At 66.7% G+C, this 19,710-nt stretch carries 19 protein-coding genes, 1 tRNA gene and 1 pseudogene; 9 read left to right on the top strand and 12 right to left on the bottom strand.

Features of this window, described 5'->3' with window-relative positions; all coding sequences use genetic code 11:
• Window positions 1-27: 27 nt before the first annotated feature.
• From ACWELQ_RS03445 to ACWELQ_RS03415, 7 genes are all read right to left on the bottom strand, one after another.
• On the bottom strand, window positions 28-1,002 hold the full coding sequence (locus ACWELQ_RS03445) for an SDR family oxidoreductase (RefSeq protein WP_452395427.1): 975 nt from the start codon (window positions 1,000-1,002) through the stop codon (window positions 28-30).
• A gap of 174 nt (window positions 1,003-1,176) precedes the next feature.
• On the bottom strand, window positions 1,177-3,000 hold the full coding sequence (locus tag ACWELQ_RS03440) for a putative bifunctional diguanylate cyclase/phosphodiesterase (protein WP_452395444.1): 1,824 nt from the start codon (window positions 2,998-3,000) through the stop codon (window positions 1,177-1,179).
• 64 nt (window positions 3,001-3,064) lie between these two features.
• Window positions 3,065-5,212: an Rv1355c family protein gene (locus tag ACWELQ_RS03435; RefSeq protein WP_452395426.1), complete on the bottom strand. Its 2,148-nt coding sequence runs from the start codon at window positions 5,210-5,212 to the stop codon at window positions 3,065-3,067.
• 2 nt (window positions 5,213-5,214) lie between these two features.
• On the bottom strand, window positions 5,215-5,964 hold the full coding sequence (locus ACWELQ_RS03430; RefSeq protein ID WP_452395425.1) for a hypothetical protein: 750 nt from the start codon (window positions 5,962-5,964) through the stop codon (window positions 5,215-5,217).
• Window positions 5,965-6,215: 251 nt separating this feature from the next.
• Window positions 6,216-6,650, bottom strand: coding sequence for an effector binding domain-containing protein (locus tag ACWELQ_RS03425; protein WP_452395424.1), 435 nt, complete (start codon window positions 6,648-6,650; stop codon window positions 6,216-6,218).
• The gene (locus ACWELQ_RS03420) at window positions 6,647-7,090 is read right to left on the bottom strand and encodes a GyrI-like domain-containing protein (RefSeq protein ID WP_452395423.1); all 444 of its coding nucleotides are present in this window, start codon (window positions 7,088-7,090) and stop codon (window positions 6,647-6,649) included. The genes ACWELQ_RS03425 and ACWELQ_RS03420 overlap by 4 nt, the downstream gene beginning before the upstream one ends.
• 116 nt (window positions 7,091-7,206) lie before the next feature.
• Window positions 7,207-7,878, bottom strand: coding sequence for a trimeric intracellular cation channel family protein (locus ACWELQ_RS03415; RefSeq protein WP_452395422.1), 672 nt, complete (start codon window positions 7,876-7,878; stop codon window positions 7,207-7,209).
• Between the two features lie 121 nt (window positions 7,879-7,999).
• On the opposite strand from ACWELQ_RS03415, the gene ACWELQ_RS03410 reads away from it, so the two are divergent.
• The 6 genes from ACWELQ_RS03410 to ACWELQ_RS03385 all read left to right on the top strand — a co-directional run bounded on the left by ACWELQ_RS03410 (window position 8,000) and on the right by ACWELQ_RS03385 (window position 12,522).
• Window positions 8,000-8,728 (top strand): uracil-DNA glycosylase, encoded by a 729-nt coding sequence (locus ACWELQ_RS03410; protein WP_452395421.1) that lies wholly within the window; start codon window positions 8,000-8,002, stop codon window positions 8,726-8,728.
• 121 nt (window positions 8,729-8,849) lie between these two features.
• The gene (locus ACWELQ_RS03405; protein WP_452395443.1) at window positions 8,850-9,455 is read left to right on the top strand and encodes a TetR/AcrR family transcriptional regulator; all 606 of its coding nucleotides are present in this window, start codon (window positions 8,850-8,852) and stop codon (window positions 9,453-9,455) included.
• Window positions 9,456-9,523: 68 nt separating this feature from the next.
• Window positions 9,524-9,596: transfer RNA gene (locus ACWELQ_RS03400), tRNA-Ala, on the top strand.
• A 238-nt stretch (window positions 9,597-9,834) separates the two neighbouring features.
• On the top strand, window positions 9,835-11,097 hold the full coding sequence (locus tag ACWELQ_RS03395; protein ID WP_452395420.1) for an ATP-binding protein: 1,263 nt from the start codon (window positions 9,835-9,837) through the stop codon (window positions 11,095-11,097).
• A 358-nt stretch (window positions 11,098-11,455) separates the two neighbouring features.
• Window positions 11,456-12,145 (top strand): trypsin-like serine protease, encoded by a 690-nt coding sequence (locus ACWELQ_RS03390; RefSeq protein WP_452395419.1) that lies wholly within the window; start codon window positions 11,456-11,458, stop codon window positions 12,143-12,145.
• A gap of 32 nt (window positions 12,146-12,177) precedes the next feature.
• Entirely contained in the window at window positions 12,178-12,522 is a 345-nt protein-coding gene (locus ACWELQ_RS03385) for a hypothetical protein (protein WP_452395418.1), read from the top strand.
• Window positions 12,523-12,660: 138 nt separating this feature from the next.
• Here the strand turns inward: ACWELQ_RS03385 and ACWELQ_RS03380 are convergent, their stop codons facing one another.
• Window positions 12,661-13,005, bottom strand: coding sequence for a hypothetical protein (locus ACWELQ_RS03380; protein ID WP_452395417.1), 345 nt, complete (start codon window positions 13,003-13,005; stop codon window positions 12,661-12,663).
• Between the two features lie 147 nt (window positions 13,006-13,152).
• Here ACWELQ_RS03380 and ACWELQ_RS03375 point away from each other — a divergent pair, with 147 nt between their 5' ends.
• Entirely contained in the window at window positions 13,153-13,380 is a 228-nt protein-coding gene (locus ACWELQ_RS03375) for a hypothetical protein (RefSeq protein ID WP_452395416.1), read from the top strand.
• Window positions 13,381-13,596: 216 nt separating this feature from the next.
• Window positions 13,597-15,093 carry a hypothetical protein gene (locus tag ACWELQ_RS03370; RefSeq protein ID WP_452395415.1) on the top strand — a complete coding sequence of 499 codons (1,497 nt, stop codon included), beginning with the start codon at window positions 13,597-13,599 and terminating at the stop codon, window positions 15,091-15,093.
• 18 nt (window positions 15,094-15,111) lie between these two features.
• Here the strand turns inward: ACWELQ_RS03370 and ACWELQ_RS03365 are convergent, their stop codons facing one another.
• Complete coding sequence (locus ACWELQ_RS03365; RefSeq protein WP_452395414.1) at window positions 15,112-16,275, bottom strand: lipase family protein; 1,164 nt, start codon at window positions 16,273-16,275, stop codon at window positions 15,112-15,114.
• A 104-nt stretch (window positions 16,276-16,379) separates the two neighbouring features.
• On the opposite strand from ACWELQ_RS03365, the gene ACWELQ_RS03360 reads away from it, so the two are divergent.
• Window positions 16,380-17,678 (top strand): TetR/AcrR family transcriptional regulator, encoded by a 1,299-nt coding sequence (locus ACWELQ_RS03360; RefSeq protein WP_452395413.1) that lies wholly within the window; start codon window positions 16,380-16,382, stop codon window positions 17,676-17,678.
• Between the two features lie 98 nt (window positions 17,679-17,776).
• Here ACWELQ_RS03360 and ACWELQ_RS03355 read toward each other — a convergent pair.
• The 3 genes and pseudogenes from ACWELQ_RS03355 to ACWELQ_RS03345 form a co-directional block, all read right to left on the bottom strand.
• Window positions 17,777-17,923 (bottom strand): annotated as a pseudogene (locus ACWELQ_RS03355) (xylulose kinase); the annotation flags it as partial.
• Between the two features lie 4 nt (window positions 17,924-17,927).
• Window positions 17,928-19,106 carry a xylose isomerase gene (gene xylA, locus ACWELQ_RS03350; protein ID WP_452395412.1) on the bottom strand — a complete coding sequence of 393 codons (1,179 nt, stop codon included), beginning with the start codon at window positions 19,104-19,106 and terminating at the stop codon, window positions 17,928-17,930.
• A gap of 133 nt (window positions 19,107-19,239) precedes the next feature.
• The gene (locus ACWELQ_RS03345; protein WP_452395442.1) at window positions 19,240-19,626 is read right to left on the bottom strand and encodes an SDR family oxidoreductase; all 387 of its coding nucleotides are present in this window, start codon (window positions 19,624-19,626) and stop codon (window positions 19,240-19,242) included.
• Between the last annotated feature and the right edge of the window lie 84 nt (window positions 19,627-19,710).

Here is a 19,710-nt window from a genome sequence, read left to right as displayed (position 1 = left end):
TCTGACTCGGGCGTGTTCGCCGCCGACTTACTCGGGCGCGCTGACCCCTGCTTGCTCGGGCGTGGTGACCCCTGCTTGCTCCAGCGCACCGACCCCCACCTCATCGGCTGCGTCAACCTCCGTCATTCCGGCGTGCTTTCGGCCGGAATCCAACGCCTCCCGCGGCAGAAACGTCGTGAACAGGTCATTGGCCCGCCGCATCGCGAACTCGTACGGCCACGCGAATTTACGCGCCCACCAGTATCCGAACCGGATGTCGAACTGCGTGTGAATCAGGTACGTGCCCTTCTCGACACCACGCAGAATGCTCTGGGCCACCTCGTCGGGCGACTTGGCATGCCGCCGGAACCGCTTGATCCACGCCTGGATTCGCGGATCCTCCCGATCCACCCCCACCACGTCGACGGTCTGCACCAGCGGCGTGTCCACCGCGCCCGGCACCACCAGGTGCACATTGATGTCGTGCCGCTCGAGATCGAACCGCAGCACCTCCGACACGCCCCGCAGCCCGAACTTGCTGGCGCTGTAGGCCGCATGCCACGGGAAGGCCAACAGCCCGGCCGCCGATGACACGTTGACCAGCGCGCCACCACGCTTCGCCGCGATCATGGGCGGCACGAAATTCTCGATGACATGGATCGGGCCCATCAGGTTCACATCGATCAACCGCTTCCAGTGGCGGTGCTCGAGATTCTCCACCGTGCCCCAGGTGGAGATGCCCGCGACATTCATCACCACGTCGAGCGAGCCGAGCTGTTCGTGCACCTGCTCGGCGAAGGCCGTCACGGCGTCGTAGTCACTGATGTCGAGGGCCGCGGCCACCTCGACGGTGCCGCCGCCGGAGCGGATGGACTCGACCGTCGCGTCCAGCCCGTCGGCGTTCACGTCGGTGAGGACCAGGCGCGCGCCCTTGCGGGCAGCCGCCAGCGCGGTGGCCCGGCCGATACCGCTCGCCGCGCCGGTTACCAGGGTTTTCTTGCCACTCAGGCCACGTCCACGCACGTCGATCCATCCCTCGATTGACAGCCTTGTCAGACCGCACGCTACTACGCGAACAGAGTTGTTCGCATGTCGGGTGAGTACCCGTTACGCCCCTATTTTCCTGGGCACCGAGCCCCGCGTTCCGGGATTCGCCGCCCTGCTCGGGAACATTAGGGGATCGGTTCCGCGACGGCCTTACGACGGGCCGGGCAGTACCGATCGACTGGTTCCCGGCAGGTCCAGATCCAGCGCGATCCGCCCCGCCGCGAGATGCTCCTCGACCTCCTCGGCGGGCATCGGCCGCGCGATCAGGAAGCCCTGCGCGCGATAGCAGCCCAGCGCCACCAACGTGCGCGCCGCCACCGTGGTCTCCACACCCTCGCCGACCACCCCGAGGCCGAATGAACCCGCCAGCCCCACAATCGATTTCACGATTGCCAGATCATCGGCGCTGGCGCCCAGCCGCTGCACGAAACCGCGGTCGATCTTCACCGCGTCCACCGGCAGCGCCTTGAGATGCGACAGCGACGAATACCCGGTACCGAAGTCGTCGATGGCGATCTGCACGCCCATCCGCTTGAGCCCGCGCAGGGTCACCTGGGTGCGCGCGAGGTCCTGCACCACCACGTGTTCGGTGATCTCCAGACACACCGAGGACCCGTCAATCCCGTAGCGGCGCAGAATCCCCTCGATGGTCTCCACGAAATCCAGCGAAACCAGCTGCACCGGAGACACATTGATGCGGATCACCATATTCGACGCCAGCCCGCGCCGCCGCCAGGACGCGAATTGCTCTGCGGCCGTACGGATCACCCATCGACCCAGCTCGCCCGCCAGATTGGTGGCCTCCGCGACACCCACGAACGCGCCGGGCGGCAGCAGTCCCCGGGTCGGATGCTGCCAGCGCACAAGGGCTTCCAACGCGACCACCCGCCCGGTGCGCAGATCCACCTCGGGCTGATAGTGCAGCAGCAGCGAGCCGTCCGACACCGCGCCGCGCAAGTTCAACTCGACATCGTCCTGCAACTCGAACTGCGCCCGCATGGCATCGGTGAACACCGCGACGCCATTGCCGCCGCTCGACTTCGCCGACAGCAGTGCGTGATCCGCGCGCCGCAGCACATCGGCGACCGTGGTCTCACCCGGAATCCCCAGCGCCACACCGACACTCGCGCCCCGACTGACCGTCTCCTCACCAACGGTCACCCGCCGCGCGATCAACTGCTGAATCCGGCTCGCCTCCCGCTCGGCCGCCGCCGCGTCCATCGGCTTCGCAGGCACGATCACGAACTCGTCCCCACCCAGCCGCGCGATCATGTCCCCGGCATCCAGGTTGTCCCGCAACCGCGTCGCCAGCGTCCGAATGAAATTGTCCCCGGCCGTATGCCCGAGAAAATCGTTGAGCGCCTTGAGCCGATCCAGATCCAGGAAAAAGGTCGCCACCGGCCCGGCGCACCCGGGTCTTAGCCGATCCTCCATGTGCTCGAGCAGCGCCCGTCGATTCGCCAGCCCGGTCAGATCGTCGTGCATGGCGATGAAGCGCAATCGCTCCTCTGCCACCACCCGCGCCTGCAGTTGCGAGAACAGGGCGGCGATCGCCTTGAGCACGTTGAGTTCCCGGGTGCTCCACTCCCGGTCACCCTCCTTGATGAAACCGAGCATTCCCGTCGCCCGGCCGCGGGATACCAGGGGCACCGCGGCGGCAGAAACGGCGTCCAGACCGGCGGCTTCCTGGATCAGCCGCTGGTAGTCGGCGAATTCGGGGGCCGGTCTGATGATGATCGGCTCGGTGACCTCACCGAATCGCGTCAGGACCGCATTGGGATCGTCGAAATGAGCCACCTGCAACGGGTCGCTGTCGTCGGGTACCGCCCTACGTGGCCACTCCGCGATGAGGACCGACGCCTGCCGCGCCTCGTCGGTGAAGCGGAGAAAGCTGAAATCGACGTCGAAATGCTCCACCAGCCAGGCCAACACTCGCTCGCTGGCGGCCGCGATCGTCGAGGCTTCGACCGCCATCAACTCCGAGGCGACCTGGGTCACCAGTGAGTCGAGCGTTCGCCGAGGCACGTTCTCTCCGATCTCACTCGCCGCGGGTGTGCACACCCGGTACGGGCCGTCGCCTGCTGCGAACCGTGGGCTCCGCCGCGTACCCGAAACGCAGTACCGACGCCATCGTTTCGTACCCGGACACTTCCAACAGCTCCAGGAAGCTTCCTTGAAGTGACGTTAGTGTATCGGCGAACTCCGCGGAAACCGTATGTAGTTCCTCGGGGCGTCGGGCGTACAGGAAAATCGGCGATACCGGTTGGACCGCCAGACCATGCTGTTCAGCGGCGATCCAGAGACGCTGGAGGGCCTCCCCCGCCCGGGCGTACGCGACCAGTTCCGAACGGTCGTCCAGCGGCGGCGTCGGTATGGCCAGAGCTACCACCGCCGAGCTCGACCGCACCTTCTCCAGGGTCGCCCGTACCAGCGCTCGGCCACCCGACCAGGTGCGCAGCTGAGCCATCACGTCCGCGCGCCGGGCGATCTCGAGCTTGGCCACTTCATCAGGCGCGAGGTCCAGCGTGCGCAAGTCCATGCCGGTGCGCAGATCATCGGTGGGCCAGCGGAGTTCGGAGATCATCTCCGCGTGCAACGCCGGGGTCAGGTATCTGGCCCGCTCGGATTCGGCGAGGATCTGTGCCGCGGCATCCAGCCCGTCCCGATCCGTCACCAAGCGCAGCTCCGCACCCGCCTGCCGAGCGGTCGCCATGAGGGTGTCGAGCACGTCCGCCGGTATTTCCGCACCGTTCCCGTCTCGCCTGTTGGTGTGCCTGGTGAGCAGCGCCGGATAGGCCTGCGCCAGTTCGGGATCGGTGCCCGCCGCCAATCGCAATCGGGCCGTGAGCAGATTCGGGTCCCCCGCACGCAGTTCGGTGGCGCCGAGCAGATCGTGCGCGGCGGCCGCCGCACGGGCGTTGTACAACGCCGCTCCCACGGCCACCGCACTCGCCCGGTAACCGATGTCCATCAGCGAGGAGCGTTCGGGCGCAAGCTCGATCGCGACGTCGCCGGATTCCACCCGCAACGTCCAGGGTTGCGCGTTCCCGCCCGACGGGGCCCGCTGCGCGCAGTCGAGGACGGCAGCGAGAGCGGATTCCGGCTCGCGCGCGGCCGGTTCGTCCGGCCATACCAGATCGTCGGGCAGATCCGGCTCGACGATCTCGTCCAGGCATTTCTCGATGTCGACGCGGGTGCGGCCGGAGGGGAGCTTCTGCCCCAGCCCGATCCGGCGCACCGCTGCGGCCACATTGGCACCGCCGCCCTGGACGTCCGACGCCAGTTGCGGCCAACTGCTGAGCGTCTCGCCGATCTCGACCATGCTCGCCGCGAGCGTGGCGGACAGATTGCGACCGTCCAATACTCGTACGGCATAGGGCGCCTTGTCGCGGGTGGACAGTCCACGCAGCTCCGCGGCGGTGACACCACCGAGCAGGCCGTGGAACGGCTCCCGGCCCGGCTCCAGGTCGAAACGCTCGACATCGAGCAGACCGCGGTCGCTGGAATGCATGACCAGCGGCAGCCGGTGCCGTCGCGCGCCCTCGCGGACCGCGAGCTTGATATCGAACGAATCGCATTCCTCGACAACGATGTCCAGGCCGGTCAGGAACGCGTCCAGATTGTCGTCGTCGAGCCCGCCCGCGAAGATCTCCACCGGCAGATACGGATCGAGTTCGGCGATCCGGCGGGCCGCCACGACGGCTTTGTTCACACCGATATCGAACAGCGTGCCGGGAATGCGGTTGAGATTCGAGAGTTCGATGGCGTCGAAATCCGCCAGCCGCAGCAGTCCGCAGGTGCCCTCCATGGCCAGCACATGGGCGACGGCGTGCCCGACACTTTGACCGACGACCCCGATCGCCTGGGCGCCGAGGGCGTCCTGTTCCGTGCGAGTGAGGTTGTTGCGGTTGCGGTCCAGCCGGACCGCGCGCAGCAACCGCGGGCCCGGCAACACGAGGATGCGGCGTCGCCAGGGGTAATAGATCCACCGGTCCGATTCCGGACCTTCCGACAATTCCGGCGGCGCTACCAAGTCCGCGAACTCGGCCCTCAGCAAATCCCGGAGGTCCGTGGATTCGATCGACACATCCGACCGCAGTGCGGCCAACCGAGCGGCATCGGCGGGATCGGATTCATCAAGCAGGACCGGTCGATAATCAAGGTCCGCGACACCGTGTCCGATCATGATTATGCGAACCCCCGGCTAGGCGGCCACAAAACCGTTGACAGCAGACCTTTTTCCCGCATTTCCGACAATTCAGGCTCGAGTAGCCGCGCTTGCGATTCAGTGGCGATCGAATTATAGGTTTCCATATCCCACCAGACCGCGAAGGTGCGATAACGCTCGTCCGGGTAGGACGATGCCGGAATCCACCAAGCCACCTTCGCCCCGCTACTCCGATAGAGCCGCAACGCGTGTTCGGGCGCATGGCTGGTGACGTAACGGACGCCCAGTAGCACCGCGGCGTGCACGCAGGCCCGCGCCATCCAATCGGCCAGGGCGTGCCGGTTTTCGGAACCACGCGCCGCCCAACCAGCCTTGCATTCGATGACGCCGTGCGGGATCTGATCCGCGACCAGACGACGGAAGGCCGGTCCGCCCTCCAACCCTGCCCAACTCGCCACGGCACGCATTTCGTCGACGTGCTTGTGCGGGCCTTCGGCACGCACGCCCGCCACGACCCGGCCTTCCGGATCGAGTGCGACGAAGAACAAAGAAGTGGAACGGCCATCGATCACGGCGTCGTAATCGAGCGCATCCTCGGAATCGAAGCGGTGATATGCCTCGAGCGCACCATCCATGTACTGCCGCCACAGACCCGGATCCGCGTCCGGCGGGCCGACCAGGATGGTGTATCCCGTTTGTGCCTCCCGAAATCGGAGCATGCCTGCACCAGGACCTTCCGGCGGGATATGCACGATCGGTTCGACTGCCATACAGTTCCACTCCACTAACCAACAGACCCGCGCGATTGCCGCGTCGTCACTCGATACGGTCGTGCATCGACCGTCGCCGGACGTGGGTGCCTAGGGGAGTATCCGTCAGCCCGAAGAAATTGTCCAGGCATCCGGCAAATCCCCCGAAACCCGGATACATCTCCTGAAATCCCCCCAGGTCAAACCATTACTATCGGTCATAAATTTCAAGGACAAGACCGGTTGGTTCCCAATCAGTTAACAATTGGCAATCACACCAGGATGGAGATGAAGAGCTCCAGTTCGGCTGGTCCGGACCAGATCTCGATCTCCTCGCGGTAGGCGCGGGTGATCTCTGCCGACGCGGTCGCGTCATCGACCTGAGCCCAGACGTCCTCGGCGGGATCGTGGTAGTCGCCGTTCGGGCGGAAGCGGGCGTAGACGCCCTTCGGCACCCGGATCAGGACGTCGCCGGTGGGGACGTCGTCGGGACTGGGGTACTCGTAGGCGACCACGACGTTGTAATTGCCCGCCGGGTCGGGAACGTAGACCGTGGCCAGCGGGCGCGCGGTGTCGTCCCGGTCGCGCAGCCGATCGCGCAGGAACTCGATGAGCTCGCTGTTGGACACCTTGAAGCTGGGTCGCACCCGCGGCACCACCAGGCCGCCGTACACGCCGCCGGGGCGGACCACGATCGAATAGGTCATGACGGCTCGACCGCCAGGTAGAGGTCGATCTTGTAGGCGTGCGGGTAGGTCTCGAAGTCGCCGGTGTGGATGCGCTTGATCTGCTTGTGCTCCTCCGCGTACGCGATCTGGGTCCACAGATCCGTCATCACCTGCGGGAAGTTGCCGACCGAGGAGAAGCGGGCGTAGGTGCCGCGCGGCAGGCGGGCCACGATGTGGCCGCGGGTCACCTCGTCGAGCGAGCCGCACTCGTACCCGACGATCTGGGTGTTGTAGGTGCCGAGCTCCGCCGCGTAATCGGTGTAGGCCGAGGCCAGCGGACCACCCAGTTCCTGATGCAGGACGGCGGCCCAGGCCACTTCCAGATCGTGGTCACGCAGTTCACCGAGGGCACGTTTCGGGCTGCGCACCGGCAACCCGGCAACCCACGTCTCGTCCCGCTCGACGATCTCGAACTGCATTGGTAAGGAACTCTCTCGAGGTGTGATTCACAGCCAGTCGGCCAAGCCTTCGCCATGCTATCAATCACTCCGGGGCGTGCTCCGCGACACGACAGCGGCGACCCGGAAGGGACCTGCTAGCCGGTGGGGGTGTCGTCGCGGCGGCGGTGCGGGCGGGCCATCGGGGCGTGCCAGTGCCTGCGCAGCGCGATCAGGCGCAGGGTCACCGCGCCCGCGCCGGCGAAACCGCCTGTCCAATAGGTGTATTGGCCGTAGTGCAGCAGGGTCGCGGTGGCCGCCGAGCCGAGCAGGGCCGGTACCGCGTAGAGCTCGCCGTCGCTTAGCACGCTGGGGGTGACGCCCGCCAGCACGTCCCGGATCACGCCGCCGCCCACCGCGGTCACCACACCCAGCGCCGCGGCCGAGGTGGCCGACATGCCGTACTGGAAGGCGGTGACCGTGCCGGTCACGCAGAAGATGCCGAGGCCGATCGCGTCGGCGACGTTCAACGGGATCCGCACCAGCCGCACGGGCGGATGCCAGAAGAAGATGAGCACCGCTGCCAGCAGCGCGATTCCGGCGTAGGAGACCTGCACGAAGGCCAGCGGCGGGGTGCGGCCGATGACCAGATCGCGAATCACGCCGCCACCGGTCGCGGTGGCGATGGCCAGCACCGCGATGCCCACCACGTCGAAGCGGCGGCGCACCGCGAGGAGTGCGCCCGACAGCCCGAATGCGAACACGCCCACCAGGTTTCCCACACTCTGCGCCGCATCGACGGGGGTGCCGAGTTCGACGAGATCACTCATGGCGTGGCGGGTTTCCTTCCTAGTCGCTAACTCTCGGCTATCGGCGCTCAGTATGCCCGGCGCCGGACACCGCTCGGCCCGGCACGGCACATCGCCGCGTCGGCGCACGGTTCGCGCCGCGATGTGCTTGAGTCGCCTCGTGTGCCGCACAATTGCCCAGCTCGACGCGGAACTTACCGCGTGCCGCGCCTGCCCCCGCCTGGTGGCTTGGCGTGAACAGGTCGCACACGAGAAACGGGCGGCCTGCAGTGACGAAAATTACTGGGGCAAGCCGGTTCCAGCCTTCGGTCCCGCCGACGCCCGCCTGCTGATCGTCGGCCTCGCGCCCGCCGCGCACGGCGGCAATCGCACCGGGCGCATGTTCACCGGAGACCGCAGTGCCGATGTCCTCATCGCGTGCATGCATGCCGCGGGGCTGGCCAATCAGCCCACCAGCGTGTCCGCCGACGACGGCCTTCGCCTGCTCGACACCCGCATGACCGCGCCCGTCCACTGCGCCCCGCCCGACAACAAGCCCACCCCCGCCGAACGCGACAACTGCCGGCACTGGCTGACCACCGAGCTGGGTCTGCTCGCTCCCACCCTGCGCGCGATCGTGGTGCTCGGCGGCTGGGGTTGGCAGGCCCTGCTGCCCGCCCTCGCCGAATCCGGCTGGCAGATCCCCAAACCCAGACCCAAGTTCGGCCACGGCGCTCAGGTCGAGCTGTCCCCCGCGCGCGCCGATCGCGAACCGCTGCGATTGTTCGGCACCTACCACCCGTCCCAGCAGAACACCTTCACCGGCCGCCTGACGCCCGCCATGCTCGAACAGGTCCTCACCGCGGCCGCCCGCGCCGCGGGCCTCCCCTGATACCGGCTCCTCGCGGGCGAGGTCACGCCGGTGGTCCGGATAGGATGCGGACGTGAGCAGGGCCGATGATGAATCCGGGCGGGAGGGGACGGTCACCGACGACGAGGTGACCGGCGTGCGTATGCGCCCGAAGCGCGCCGAGACCCGGCAGCGGCTGCTGGACGCGGCCTTCGAGGCGTTCGCCGAGGAAGGTTTCGGCCGTTGCTCGGTCGAGCAGGTGTGTGAGCGGGCCGGATTCACGCGCGGCGCGTTCTACTCGAACTTCACCTCCCTGGAGGAACTGTTCCTCGCCATGTGGGAACAGCGCTCGGCCCGCATGCTGTCCGAGGCCACGGCACTGCTGGACGCCCCCGGCGGCATCCCGATCGACCCCCGCCGCGCGGTGGAACAACTCCTGGCCGCGGTCCCCTTGGACGACAAGTGGTTTCGAATCACCTCCGAATTCACCGCCCACGCCCTGCGCACCCCCACCCTCCGCCAGGTCGTGGTCGCCCGCGAGGAAGCCATCTCCGCGGCCCTCACCCCCGTCGTGGTCACCCTCATGCACCGCAACGGCCGCCGAGTCCCCGACCCCACCGCCCTGGGCCGAGCCCTCGTAGCCGTCCACGACGGCACCCTCGCCCAATGCCTCCTCGAACCCGACAACCCCCAAGTCCACAACCACCGAATCGACCTCTTCCTCCGAGTCCTCGATTCCTACAGCGAACCCACCCCAAACCACCCCTAACCAGCCGATTCGCCCCCACGCCAACCCACCTGCTAAAGTTTCCCACCGCGGGCCGGAAACGACCCCGCGGGGCTATAGCGCAGTTGGTAGCGCGTCTCGTTCGCATCGAGAAGGTCAGGGGTTCGATTCCCCTTAGCTCCACAAGAAAGCAAAGCCGCAGGTCAATGACCTGCGGCTTTTTGCATCTTCGGCATTGCGCGAACCGATGTCCCACATCACTCATTCCGGCTCGGGATCGGAATGTGGAGGTCGACAGCCATCCGCCGGCGGCAGTGGCAGCGAAGAGCTGACGAATACTGAAGGCCGGACATGTCGAAAACGGCGAAGCAAAGCTGTCGAAAACGGCGAGTTCAAGCTGTCGAAAACGTAGACTCGCGACATGGCCAACTACCGTCCGCGAGTCGCGGATGCCGAGCTGTCCGAGCGGTTGACCTCGATCGGAGCTGTTCTCATCGACGGCCCGAAGGGGTGTGGCAAGACCGAGACCGCACTCCAGCAGGCCCGGAGTTCGGTTCGCTTCGACATCGACCCGAACGCGCGAGCTTTGCTCGGGCTCAACCCGGATGAATTGTTCGATCAGCAGACACCGGTCTTGTTCGACGAATGGCAGCGGGCACCGGAGATCTGGGACCAGGTGCGACGCCATGTCGACGACCTGCGCGGTCGCGGCCTCTACATCCTCACCGGCTCGGCGACACCCCGCGACGAACGCGAGTTGCACTCGGGTGCCGGCCGAATCGGCACACTCCGGATGCGGCCGATGAGCTTGTTCGAGACCGGCCACTCGACCGGCGAAGTGTCCCTGGCCGCGCTGCTGCGGGGAGAAAAACAGCGAGCCAAGCGCGCGACGCTGACTGTTCCCGAAATCATGGAACGAATCGTCGTGGGCGGCTGGCCCGCGCTGCTGGACCGGTCCGAGCGCACCGCTCGTGGCTGGCTGACCGACTACCTCACCCAGATCATCGAGGTCGATATTCCTGAACTCGGCACCGGTAGGCGCACTCCCGACCGACTGCGACGCACCCTTGCGTCGCTGGGTCGATCGGTCGGGACAGCGATCAAGCTGACCGGTCTCGCCGCCGATATCGCTGGTGACGACAATCGGCCACCGGCGAAGGAGACGGTGTCGGCCTACCTCGATGCGCTGGATCGATTGAAGCTGACCGAGAATTCGCCGGCGTGGAAGCCGCACATGCGTTCTCGGGTCGAATTGCGTGAGGCGCCCGTCCGCTATTTCGTCGATCCTTCGCTGGGCACTGCTGCGCTGCGCGTCGGGTCGAAGGATCTGATGGCCGATATCGAGGCCGCCGGACTCCACTTCGAAGCGATGGTCGTGCGCGACCTCCGTATCTACGCGCAGCCGCTCGGTGGCTCGTTGTATTCGTGGCGGGAATCCCACGGTCGCAAGGAAGTTGATGCGATCGTCGAAACACCGGATGGCTGGGCAGCGTTCGAGGTGAAGCTGACCGGCGACCAAGGTGTCATCGATCGCGCGGCGACGGGACTGCTCGACTTCGCTGCCGACATCGATGTTTCGCGGCACGGGGAACCTGCGGCGCTCGTGGTCGTGACCGCATCCGGTGGGGGTGGCAGACGATCCGACGGGGTTCATGTCGTGCCGATCACGACGCTGGGGCCCTGAATTGGAGTGTCACTGCGGGCCCGTTGCCGTGTGGCGATTGCCCGGATCGTGATGTCCGGCCCGTCTACCAGCACCGCCCGGTTCGTATGCTGGTCCGTCAGGTCCACTCAACAAAGAGCCACAGGTCATTGACCTGTGGCTCTTTTGTTTTTCTGGCAGTGCGCGGACCCCGCTGCCCGTCTCGAGGAGGCTGCCGAAGCGGCGGGACGATCGGAAGCCGTTCTGTGAGCTGAGCTGTATCGGTAGGCAGATAGGTAAGGCGGTTGTCGAGTTCGCTTGGGGCACAGTAGAAATCTGTGTATCGCCCAGTTATCTGGTTGGGCGGGGTTGCGTGCGATCTCATTGAAGGAATTGTGTTTTGCGGTATCCGAAGAAGGCTTCGCGCCTCCTGGCGGCAGCGGTGGCGGCTGTCGGTCTCATGGCAGTGCTGCCGGCGTCCGCGGATGCCGACCGGACCTGGGTGACCGCGCCGGGCGCGACGATCTACAGCGATACCCGGACCTGTTCCCTCGGTGCGCTCGGGACGATCGGCGGGGTGGTCAGCGGCGTGCAGTACGGCGTGACCGCCGCCCACTGCTTCGAGGACGGCAAGCCGGTATTCATGGGCGGCCTGAACAGCGCTCAATTGCTGGGGCATTATGAACAGTCGTACGGCACCGACGCGACCGACGAGGATCTTGGCTTCTCGCTCATCCGGCTCGAACCCAATATCGTCATGCGCGCCTTCCTGCCTGATCGAACCACCATCATGAACACTGCGGAAGCGGATCCCTATGTCGGAGAGGAAGTCTGCCACTACGGCTATGGCACCGGCCTGACTTGCGGCACGATCACAGCGGTCCGGGACCACTATTTCCAGGCCGATTTCCCTTCCAAGCCTGGCGATTCCGGTGGTGTGGTCTACCACAAGACGGGCGATAACCGCGCTGACTTCCTGGGCATCCTGATCGGCCGCAATGACGGTGGTCCCGTCATCGAGTCGGCGAAGTACATGCGAGAACTCATCTCCTCGCATGCGGGTGGCCAATTCGACTGGTACACAGAGTGACTCGCGAGACCTCCCATCCGAAGGGCCACCGAATGCAAAGCCGTGGGTTTCGTCGCGCACTGGTCGCCGTGGCCGGTGCGTTCACCGTGCTGGGCTGGGTGATTCCGGCGCAGACAGTCCATGCCGACCCGGACCCGGTCTGGCGGTACCAATGCGATGCGGGCTCGGATCCGCTCCCGAACTCGGGCGAGGCGGTGAAGAAGTGCCGCGCGATGGACGGCGCGCCCGAACAGGGGCAGGTCGGCCGTGTGTACTTGGAGTTCTCCTTCTTCGGCAACTACGACATCATTCACAAGACCTGTGAAAGCGCTGTCGTGCGCATCGGAGTCCCCAACGCCAGATACGAACTGATCGGCAACAACTGCCACAACGCCTGATTGCGGACAGCCGGCCCAAATGACGCCCGTCGACCAGCACCGACCGGCTCGTACGCTCGTCCATCAGCTCCACAAGCACAAAGAGCCTCAGGCCGATGGCTTGAGGCTCTTTGTGCTTTGTCGGCTGGGTGCGGACGGTTACATGGAGCCGGTGGGGCCGGGTTGGACTTGGACGGTGAAGGTGTCGAGGTCGGATCCGTTGCAGAAGGCGTTCACGGTGTGGGGGCCGCCCGTGATCGGGGAGACCGTTTTCGAGGCGGTGCCGGGGTCGGCGAAGACCAGGAATTGGGAGTTCGGGGCGATGGTGCCGTCTACTCGGACCTCGCAGTTGGCGCCCGCGCCGTCGGCTTGGACCGTCACCGTTATTTGGCCGACTCCGCCTTCCGCGCTGGAGCCGGTCGCTTGGGCCTGTGCCGCCTGGGCTCCGGCCATCATCATCCAGCCCACGATCCCCGCCACCGCAAACGCATGGATTCGTTTCATGGCCAGGCACCCTACGCGAGTGACGAACGGTGACGGCATCGACTGTCGAGGTGGAGGTGCACCTTGCGCAGAATCGTTGCGGCAGTGCACAATTCCTGCGTCAAGATTGATTTTCACCGCCTACGGGCGGGTTTGGGGAGGGACACCATGAACGTCAAGAGTGCGCTCGTTCGTGCGGCGCTGGGTACCGCGATCATCGGGGCGGCTGTCGTCACCACTGCTGGGGTCGCGAATGCCGAGGTGCAGGTGCAGCCGGCCGACAATGTCAGCCAGAACGCCGACATCAGTGGGTACGGTTCGGGGAGCGCCGCCGGGTCCGGGCACGCGCTCGGTGACATGATCGGACGACTGCTGTTCCACAACGACGACAACTGACCTTCGAGGTCGGCAGCGCCCGTGACCTCGGTGGAGGTCACGGGCGTTTTTGTTCCGCGTGGGAGGCACGGTTCGGGGTGAGGGGCGGGCTACGGTACGCGCCGTAGGGATCGAGACTTCCGGTAGAGGAGCGGTGTGTTGATGCGGCACTGGGCGTTCGGGGTGCGGGTCGTATCCATTGTCGGCTGCGTTCTCGTGGGTGCCGGGATTCCTGGAGTGGCTGCGGCGGAAGCCGATTCGCGGCCGCTGGGTTGCGTTCCCGAGATCGGGACGTTGCAGATTATTCCGCCGCTGCCGGGGTTGTTTCTGCCCTTGCCCAGTATCAAGGGGCCGTCGGAGTTCGATGAGTTGCCGGTCGCGCCGGCGGGGCTGGAATTTCCTCCGGATGTCGAATTGCGGGACACCACACAGGGATTCAATGATGTCGTCGAGGTGGTGCTGCGGGAGGGTGCGCTGTATGCCAGGCCGCGTGGTTCGGGTGGGCCGTGGCGGGCGGTCGCCACGCCTGGCTGTTTGACGGGGCAGATCGTGGCAATGTCGTTGAACAACAACATGCTTGTGGCCGCGGATGCGAACGGGTGGATCTATAGCCTCGACAATCTGCTCTCGGGCCCGCTGCTGTGGAACTGGACATACTCCTATGGCGCGCCGATCTGGCTGTGGCCCGGGGACCGGGTCGCGGCGGCGGATCGCACGGCGCAGACCTGGGCGATCAGTCATCGCATGTCGACGAGTTTCGATGACGCGGAAGGCAATCGGCATCCGACGACGGCGGGCCTGGTCGAACTCGTCAGCCTCACCGGCGACGGATCGCGCATCGTCTATCAGGACCCGTGGCTGCCGCCGGACCGCAGCTACGAGATCGGCGGCCCGCTGGGCGGGCGGTTCATCTCCAGCTCACTGTCGGTGTCCGGCTCGGTCACCTTCGTCATGAACCGCTACGGCGACATGTTCACCCGCAAATACGACCTGGATATGGCCGGGGCCAACCACATTCCGGGCCGCTACACCTGGCAGGAGCAGGGCCGCAAGCCGTCGGCGCCCAACCAGCTGGTGGAGCGGTTCGACCCGCAGTACGCCGCCATCTCACTGCCCGCCCAGGACTGGATCGCGCAGCCGAAGATTCCCGGCGAGATCACCGGACGCCTCTCGGTGCAAGACAGCGGGCCCGCGGTGGAGAACCGGGAACTGCGCGTGGAGGGCCGCCGCGGCGGCGTCACCGGCTACTGGTTCAAGGAACTCGGCGCGCCGGACTGGCAGTTCAATGCGACGAATCAGCCACTGCGCCAGCCGATTCTGGCCGGAAACCCCGCCGTCGACCAGTCCTCGCTCACCCTGGCCCCGGAAAGCGAGCTGTCCTTCCGCGGCCCGCTCCCGGCAGGCTGGACCCTGGCCGTCGACCATTTCGATTGGGCCCAAACCAAACACGCCGTCACCCTCACCTCCCCCACCGGCCGCGCCTACCCGGTAGCCCTCTACACCACCGACGAACTGCGCCTGCTCCCCCGCGGCGCGGGCCTCGACCAGAATCCCCGTGGCCTCGAGGGCGCACTGGACCTGCGCCCCGCCGACCCGCGTGATCCCGCCAACGCGGAACTCGGACAGTTCATCGACACCGTGCTCAACGGTCAGCAGATCTACGAGGTGAAGGTCGAGGCCACCGACTCCCGCCTGGTCATCGACCCGCTCGGCAGCGTGCTCGATCGCGTGTAGCGGCAAGGGATTCCGCCGCTACGCACTCGGCCGCTGGTCGAATCGAGAACGGCCGTGGGCCTGCCGCGCCAGCTGGTCGGCCAGCCAGGGAATGGCGGCGCGCGCGTGGGCGATGCCCGCCGTGAGGTGTTCCAGGGCCCGGTAGGGACGAAAAGTGACCTCGACGCCGAGGCGGGACCACTCGGCGCACAGGCGGGGAGCCTGGGCGAAGCCGATCACCTGGTCGCAGCGGCCGTGGGTGAGCAGGACCGGCGCGGCGGGCGGGAGGGCACCGGCCCGGTTCTCCCGGAACCTGCGCTGCCAGATGGGATCCGCCATCAGATCGGTGAGCAGGTATCTGGTGCGGTCGAACGTGTACGGGAACCGCGTGAGGATCTGCTCGACGATGTGGGTGTCGGCGATGCGCCGGGCCATGCGGTGACCGCGCTCGTTGAGGTGTTCTCCCAGACGCAGTTCGGGGTAGGCATTGTCGAATCCCAGTGCGGCATATGCCTGTAGCCAGGCGAAGCGGCCGCCGGTCAGGAACTCGGAACTGTATTCCAGGTCGGCGCAGACGCCGCCCAGCGCGGCCGCGGCGAGCGGTAGGTCGGGCGCGTAGGTGGGCTGGAGTTGGGCGGCCCAGGTGGCGGCGGTGCCGCCTTCGGAATAGCCGAAGACGGCGGCGGGGCCGTCGGGACTCAGTTCGGCCGCGTCCAGTCGGCGCGCGGCGCGCATCATGTCGAGCACGGCGGGACCGAGCGCCCGCCCGACCACGTAGGGATGCCCGCCCGGCGTGCCGAGCCCCGGATAGTCGGGGAGCGCGATCGCCCACCCGCGACGCAGGAGCGCCGCGAGGAGGAAGGTTTCGTATTCGCTGCCGTGGAGTAGCTGAAGCGAAGGGGCGCAATGCATCCCGTGCCCCTGCGTGCCGATGGCGTAGCCGATGAGCGGGCGCGGGCCGGGATGCGGGGCGCGCGGCACGAGCACGGTCCCGGACAGGACGACGGGTTCACCGAGCGCGTTCGTGCTGCGGTAGAGGATCCGCCAGGCGGCGGCCCGCAACGGCAGCCCCGGAAGGAATTTCGCGATCATGGGTTCCGTGCGTAGCGGATCTCCCGGTGCGGAGTCGGCGGCGGAGTCGAATCGATAGAAGGCGCGGTGTGCGTGTGCGGTCGCGCGCAGATTCAGGGGCCAGGGTCGCATCGTCGCACCTCGGGTCTGGAATTCGCGGGTGGGCACGAACCGCTCACCCAGATTGGAGACTATCAGTATTCAAATACCGATGGTATCTTCAGCGCATGGTTCGGATGACTCGACCGGAAAGCAAGGCCCGCACCCGCGACGATCTGGTGCGCACGGCCCGGGATCTGTTCGTCGCCAACGGACTGGCCACTACGTCGCTGGCGCAGGTGGCCGAGGCCGCGGGGTATTCGAAGGGCGCGGTCTACTCCAACTTTCGCAGCAAAAATGACCTCTGCCTGGAAGTTCTCGAACTCGTCCACACCGAGACGCGGGCCCGGATGACGGAGTTGATCGAGGGTTCGGGCACGACCGAGGAGCGGGTCGCGGCGGTGCGGGAGTGGGCGCGCGGCCGGGTGGAGGATGTCCGTTCGACCCGGCTGGAGTTCGAACTCAGCCTGGCCAGCCGGGACGACCCGCGATTGCGGGCGCAGCTCGCCGCCAACCTGGCCGCACTCCGGACGGCGAATGCCGAACTGCTGGCGTCACTACTGGGCGCACCCGCCTCAGAGCGCTTCACGCAAGCCGGAGATCTGCTGTTCAGCACCGCTTTCGGGGTGAGCATGCAGCGGACCGTGGACGAGACGGTCTCGATCGATCAGATCGCCAACCTGATCCCCATGCTGCTGGCGGCGACCGGTGCGCCCACAGATTTGAAAGACATTCAACAGAACCTCACGGCGGCGCGAGCTGAAAAGCTTTCAAAGTCGAAGCCCGCGAGCGCCCGGAGCGACGAATCACGGACCGCGCTGCTGAACGCCGCCCGCGACGTCTTCGGCGCCAAACGCTTCGACGAGGTGTCGACCACCGAGATCGCACAGCGCGCCGGTACCGCGATCGGCTTGATCAACTATCACTTCGGCGGTAAGCGCGGCCTGTACCTGGCCGCCGCCGAGGCCGAGTACGGCCGGTTCTGGGATGGGCTGCAGGCGCTGCGCGGACCGGCGGTCGCACGGCTCATCCAGGGCCTGGACCTGTTCATCGATCACGCGGAGGCCAATCAGGGTTCGCCACTGGCACTTTCGACCCGCGTCACCGACCCCGAGCTGCGCGCCCTGCACCAACAGCATTTCGACCGGCTCATCGACGCGATGCTGCAGGAGACCACCGGCGGCGCGGGCACCGCATTGGCCCGCACCGCCATGTCGGGCTGGATCGCGTTCACCGAGGGCGCGGTCGGCGATTGGCTGCGCCACCGCGACCTCACCCGGGAGCAACTGCGGGAGCTGCTGCTGACCGGACTCTTCTCGGCGGCCCAGTCGGTGCTGTCGATGGATCCCGCCACCCCGTTGTCCTCGCGCGCGATCACCGCGCTGCTGGATCACGTTCAACCACTCGCCACGCAGAAATCGGAGCACGACCAATGACGACGTCACTCGACGCCGGACCCAACAACCGGCTCGCGGCCGGACCGCTCGGCCGCGCGGTCGCCTGGCTCATCGGGCCACGGGGACTGAAATATCCGCAGCGCGGTCCACCAGTACTGCGGGTGCACCTCGGTGCCGGACGGATGCGCTGCCCGCCCCGATCGCACCAGGCGTCCGGTCTCGGCCTCACGAATGACGACCTTGCACGACTGGGTGGAGGAATCGACCCCGGCGACCAGCGTCATCCGATCACCGCGCGCCGATCAGGTGTTCCAGCGCCAGCTGGTTCAATCGGACGAACCCGTACCCGCGTTCCCCGGCCCGCTCCGGATCGAAATCGGGTTCGGCTTCGGCCAGCAGGTCCGCGTAGCCTTCCCCCGGGGCCAGCGTCGGGGTCCGCAGGTCTGCCACCCCGGCCTCCGACAATGCCTGCCGCACTTCGGGATCCGCGCGGAAGGCGCGGGCGCGCTCCTTCAGCAGCAGATACGTGCGCATATTGGCCGCGGCCGAATCCCACACGCCCGCCATGTCTTCCGTGCGCGAGGGCTTGTAGTCGAAATGCCGTGGGCCGTCGTAGGCGGGCGTGCCGTCGGGCCCGCCGTTCTCGAGCAGGTCGACCAGGCTGAACGCGTTCATCAGATCACCGTGCCCGAAGACCAAGTCCTGGTCGTACTTGATGCCACGCTGGCCGTTGAGGTCGATATGGAACAGCTTGCCCTGCCACAGCGCCTGCGCGATGCCGTGCGCGAAGTTCAATCCCGCCATCTGCTCGTGGCCCACTTCGGGATTGACGCCCACCAGCTCCGGATGCGCGAGCGTGGTGATGAACGCCAGCGCGTGCCCGACGGTCGGCAGCAGGATGTCCCCGCGCGGTTCATTGGGTTTGGGTTCGATCGCGAATCGCAGTTCATAGCCGCGGTCGCGCACGAACTCGGTGAGCAGATCGAGACTTTCGCGATACCGGTCCAATGCCGCGCGCACATCCTTGGCGCTGTCATACTCCGCGCCCTCACGCCCGCCCCACAGCACATACGTCCGCGCACCCACCTCGGCCGCCAACTCGATGTTGCGCAGCACCTTCCGCAGCGCGAACCGCCGCACGGCGCGATCGTTGCTGGTGAACCCGCCGTCCTTGAACACCGGATGGGTGAACAGATTCGTGGTGACCATCGGCACCACCATCCCGGTCTCGGCCAACGCTTTTCGCAGCCGCTCGATCCGCCGCTCCCGTTCGGCGACGGACGCGCCGAACGGGATCAGGTCATCGTCATGGAAGCTGAGACCGTAGGCACCCAATTCCGCGAGCCGATGCACCGCCTCCACCGCATCCAACTCCGCCCGGGTGGCGTCCCCGAACGGGTCCCTCCCCCGCCACCCCACCGTCCACAACCCGAACGAGAACTTATCCGCGACAGTCGGCGAGCCCATGATCAACCTCCACTTTGTTCAGACATTGAACTAAGTGGCGACAAGGCTACCCACTATCCACGCACGAGCCTGCCTCAATCGCTGAATATGTTGTCTGGTAACGGAATTGGCTACGCTCACAGCGATTTCGGACTCATGCCAGTCGACCGCCGCCGTCCACATGCAGGGTGGTGCCGGTCAGGAACGGGTTGGTCAGGGCCAGCAGGGCAGCGGAGGAGATGTCGGACGGTGTACCCACCCGCCGTGCGGGATTGCGCTCGGCGACGGACTGGAAGAACACATCTTTGGTCGGCCCGTCCCAGGCGCCGGAGTCGACAATGCCGGGCGAGAGCGCATTGACGCGCACCGGCGCCAACTCCACCGCGAGAGCCTCGGCCAGGGTGGCGGCGGCCGCATTGGTGGCGGCCATGACCGTGCGACCGGGGGCCGGTCGCCAAGCCGCGACACCGGAGAACAGCAGGATCGCGCCGCCCGCGCGGAAACGGCCCGCGAAGTGTTTCGCGAGCACTGCGCGCACCATGGACGGGCCGCCGATGTCGATCTGCTCGACGCACTCGTCGATGCTCGCGCCCGACGCCACGGTCTGGGTGAACGGGTAGAGGTT

The organism is Nocardia sp. NPDC004722 (assembly GCF_053601505.1).
The sequence above is the reverse complement of the archived record's forward strand: the minus strand, read 5'-3'. Positions and strand labels throughout refer to the sequence as shown.

Excerpts from the sequence above, each read along its gene's own strand:
- ACWELQ_RS03440 (WP_452395444.1), bottom strand. The coding sequence starts at position 3,000 with ATGGCGGTCGAAGCCTCGACGATCGCGGCCGCCAGCGAGCGAGTGTTG.
- ACWELQ_RS03435 (WP_452395426.1), bottom strand. The coding sequence starts at position 5,212 with ATGATCGGACACGGTGTCGCGGACCTTGATTATCGACCGGTCCTGCTT.
- ACWELQ_RS03430 (WP_452395425.1), bottom strand. The coding sequence starts at position 5,964 with ATGGCAGTCGAACCGATCGTGCATATCCCGCCGGAAGGTCCTGGTGCA.
- ACWELQ_RS03425 (WP_452395424.1), bottom strand. The coding sequence starts at position 6,650 with ATGACCTATTCGATCGTGGTCCGCCCCGGCGGCGTGTACGGCGGCCTG.
- ACWELQ_RS03420 (WP_452395423.1), bottom strand. The coding sequence starts at position 7,090 with ATGCAGTTCGAGATCGTCGAGCGGGACGAGACGTGGGTTGCCGGGTTG.
- ACWELQ_RS03415 (WP_452395422.1), bottom strand. The coding sequence starts at position 7,878 with ATGAGTGATCTCGTCGAACTCGGCACCCCCGTCGATGCGGCGCAGAGT.
- ACWELQ_RS03410 (WP_452395421.1), top strand. The coding sequence starts at position 8,000 with ATGTGCTTGAGTCGCCTCGTGTGCCGCACAATTGCCCAGCTCGACGCG.
- ACWELQ_RS03405 (WP_452395443.1), top strand. The coding sequence starts at position 8,850 with ATGCGCCCGAAGCGCGCCGAGACCCGGCAGCGGCTGCTGGACGCGGCC.
- ACWELQ_RS03395 (WP_452395420.1), top strand. The coding sequence starts at position 9,835 with ATGGCCAACTACCGTCCGCGAGTCGCGGATGCCGAGCTGTCCGAGCGG.
- ACWELQ_RS03385 (WP_452395418.1), top strand. The coding sequence starts at position 12,178 with ATGCAAAGCCGTGGGTTTCGTCGCGCACTGGTCGCCGTGGCCGGTGCG.
- ACWELQ_RS03380 (WP_452395417.1), bottom strand. The coding sequence starts at position 13,005 with ATGAAACGAATCCATGCGTTTGCGGTGGCGGGGATCGTGGGCTGGATG.
- ACWELQ_RS03375 (WP_452395416.1), top strand. The coding sequence starts at position 13,153 with ATGAACGTCAAGAGTGCGCTCGTTCGTGCGGCGCTGGGTACCGCGATC.
- ACWELQ_RS03365 (WP_452395414.1), bottom strand. The coding sequence starts at position 16,275 with ATGCGACCCTGGCCCCTGAATCTGCGCGCGACCGCACACGCACACCGC.
- ACWELQ_RS03360 (WP_452395413.1), top strand. The coding sequence starts at position 16,380 with ATGACTCGACCGGAAAGCAAGGCCCGCACCCGCGACGATCTGGTGCGC.
- xylA (WP_452395412.1), bottom strand. The coding sequence starts at position 19,106 with ATGGGCTCGCCGACTGTCGCGGATAAGTTCTCGTTCGGGTTGTGGACG.
- ACWELQ_RS03345 (WP_452395442.1), bottom strand. The coding sequence starts at position 19,626 with ATGGTGCGCGCAGTGCTCGCGAAACACTTCGCGGGCCGTTTCCGCGCG.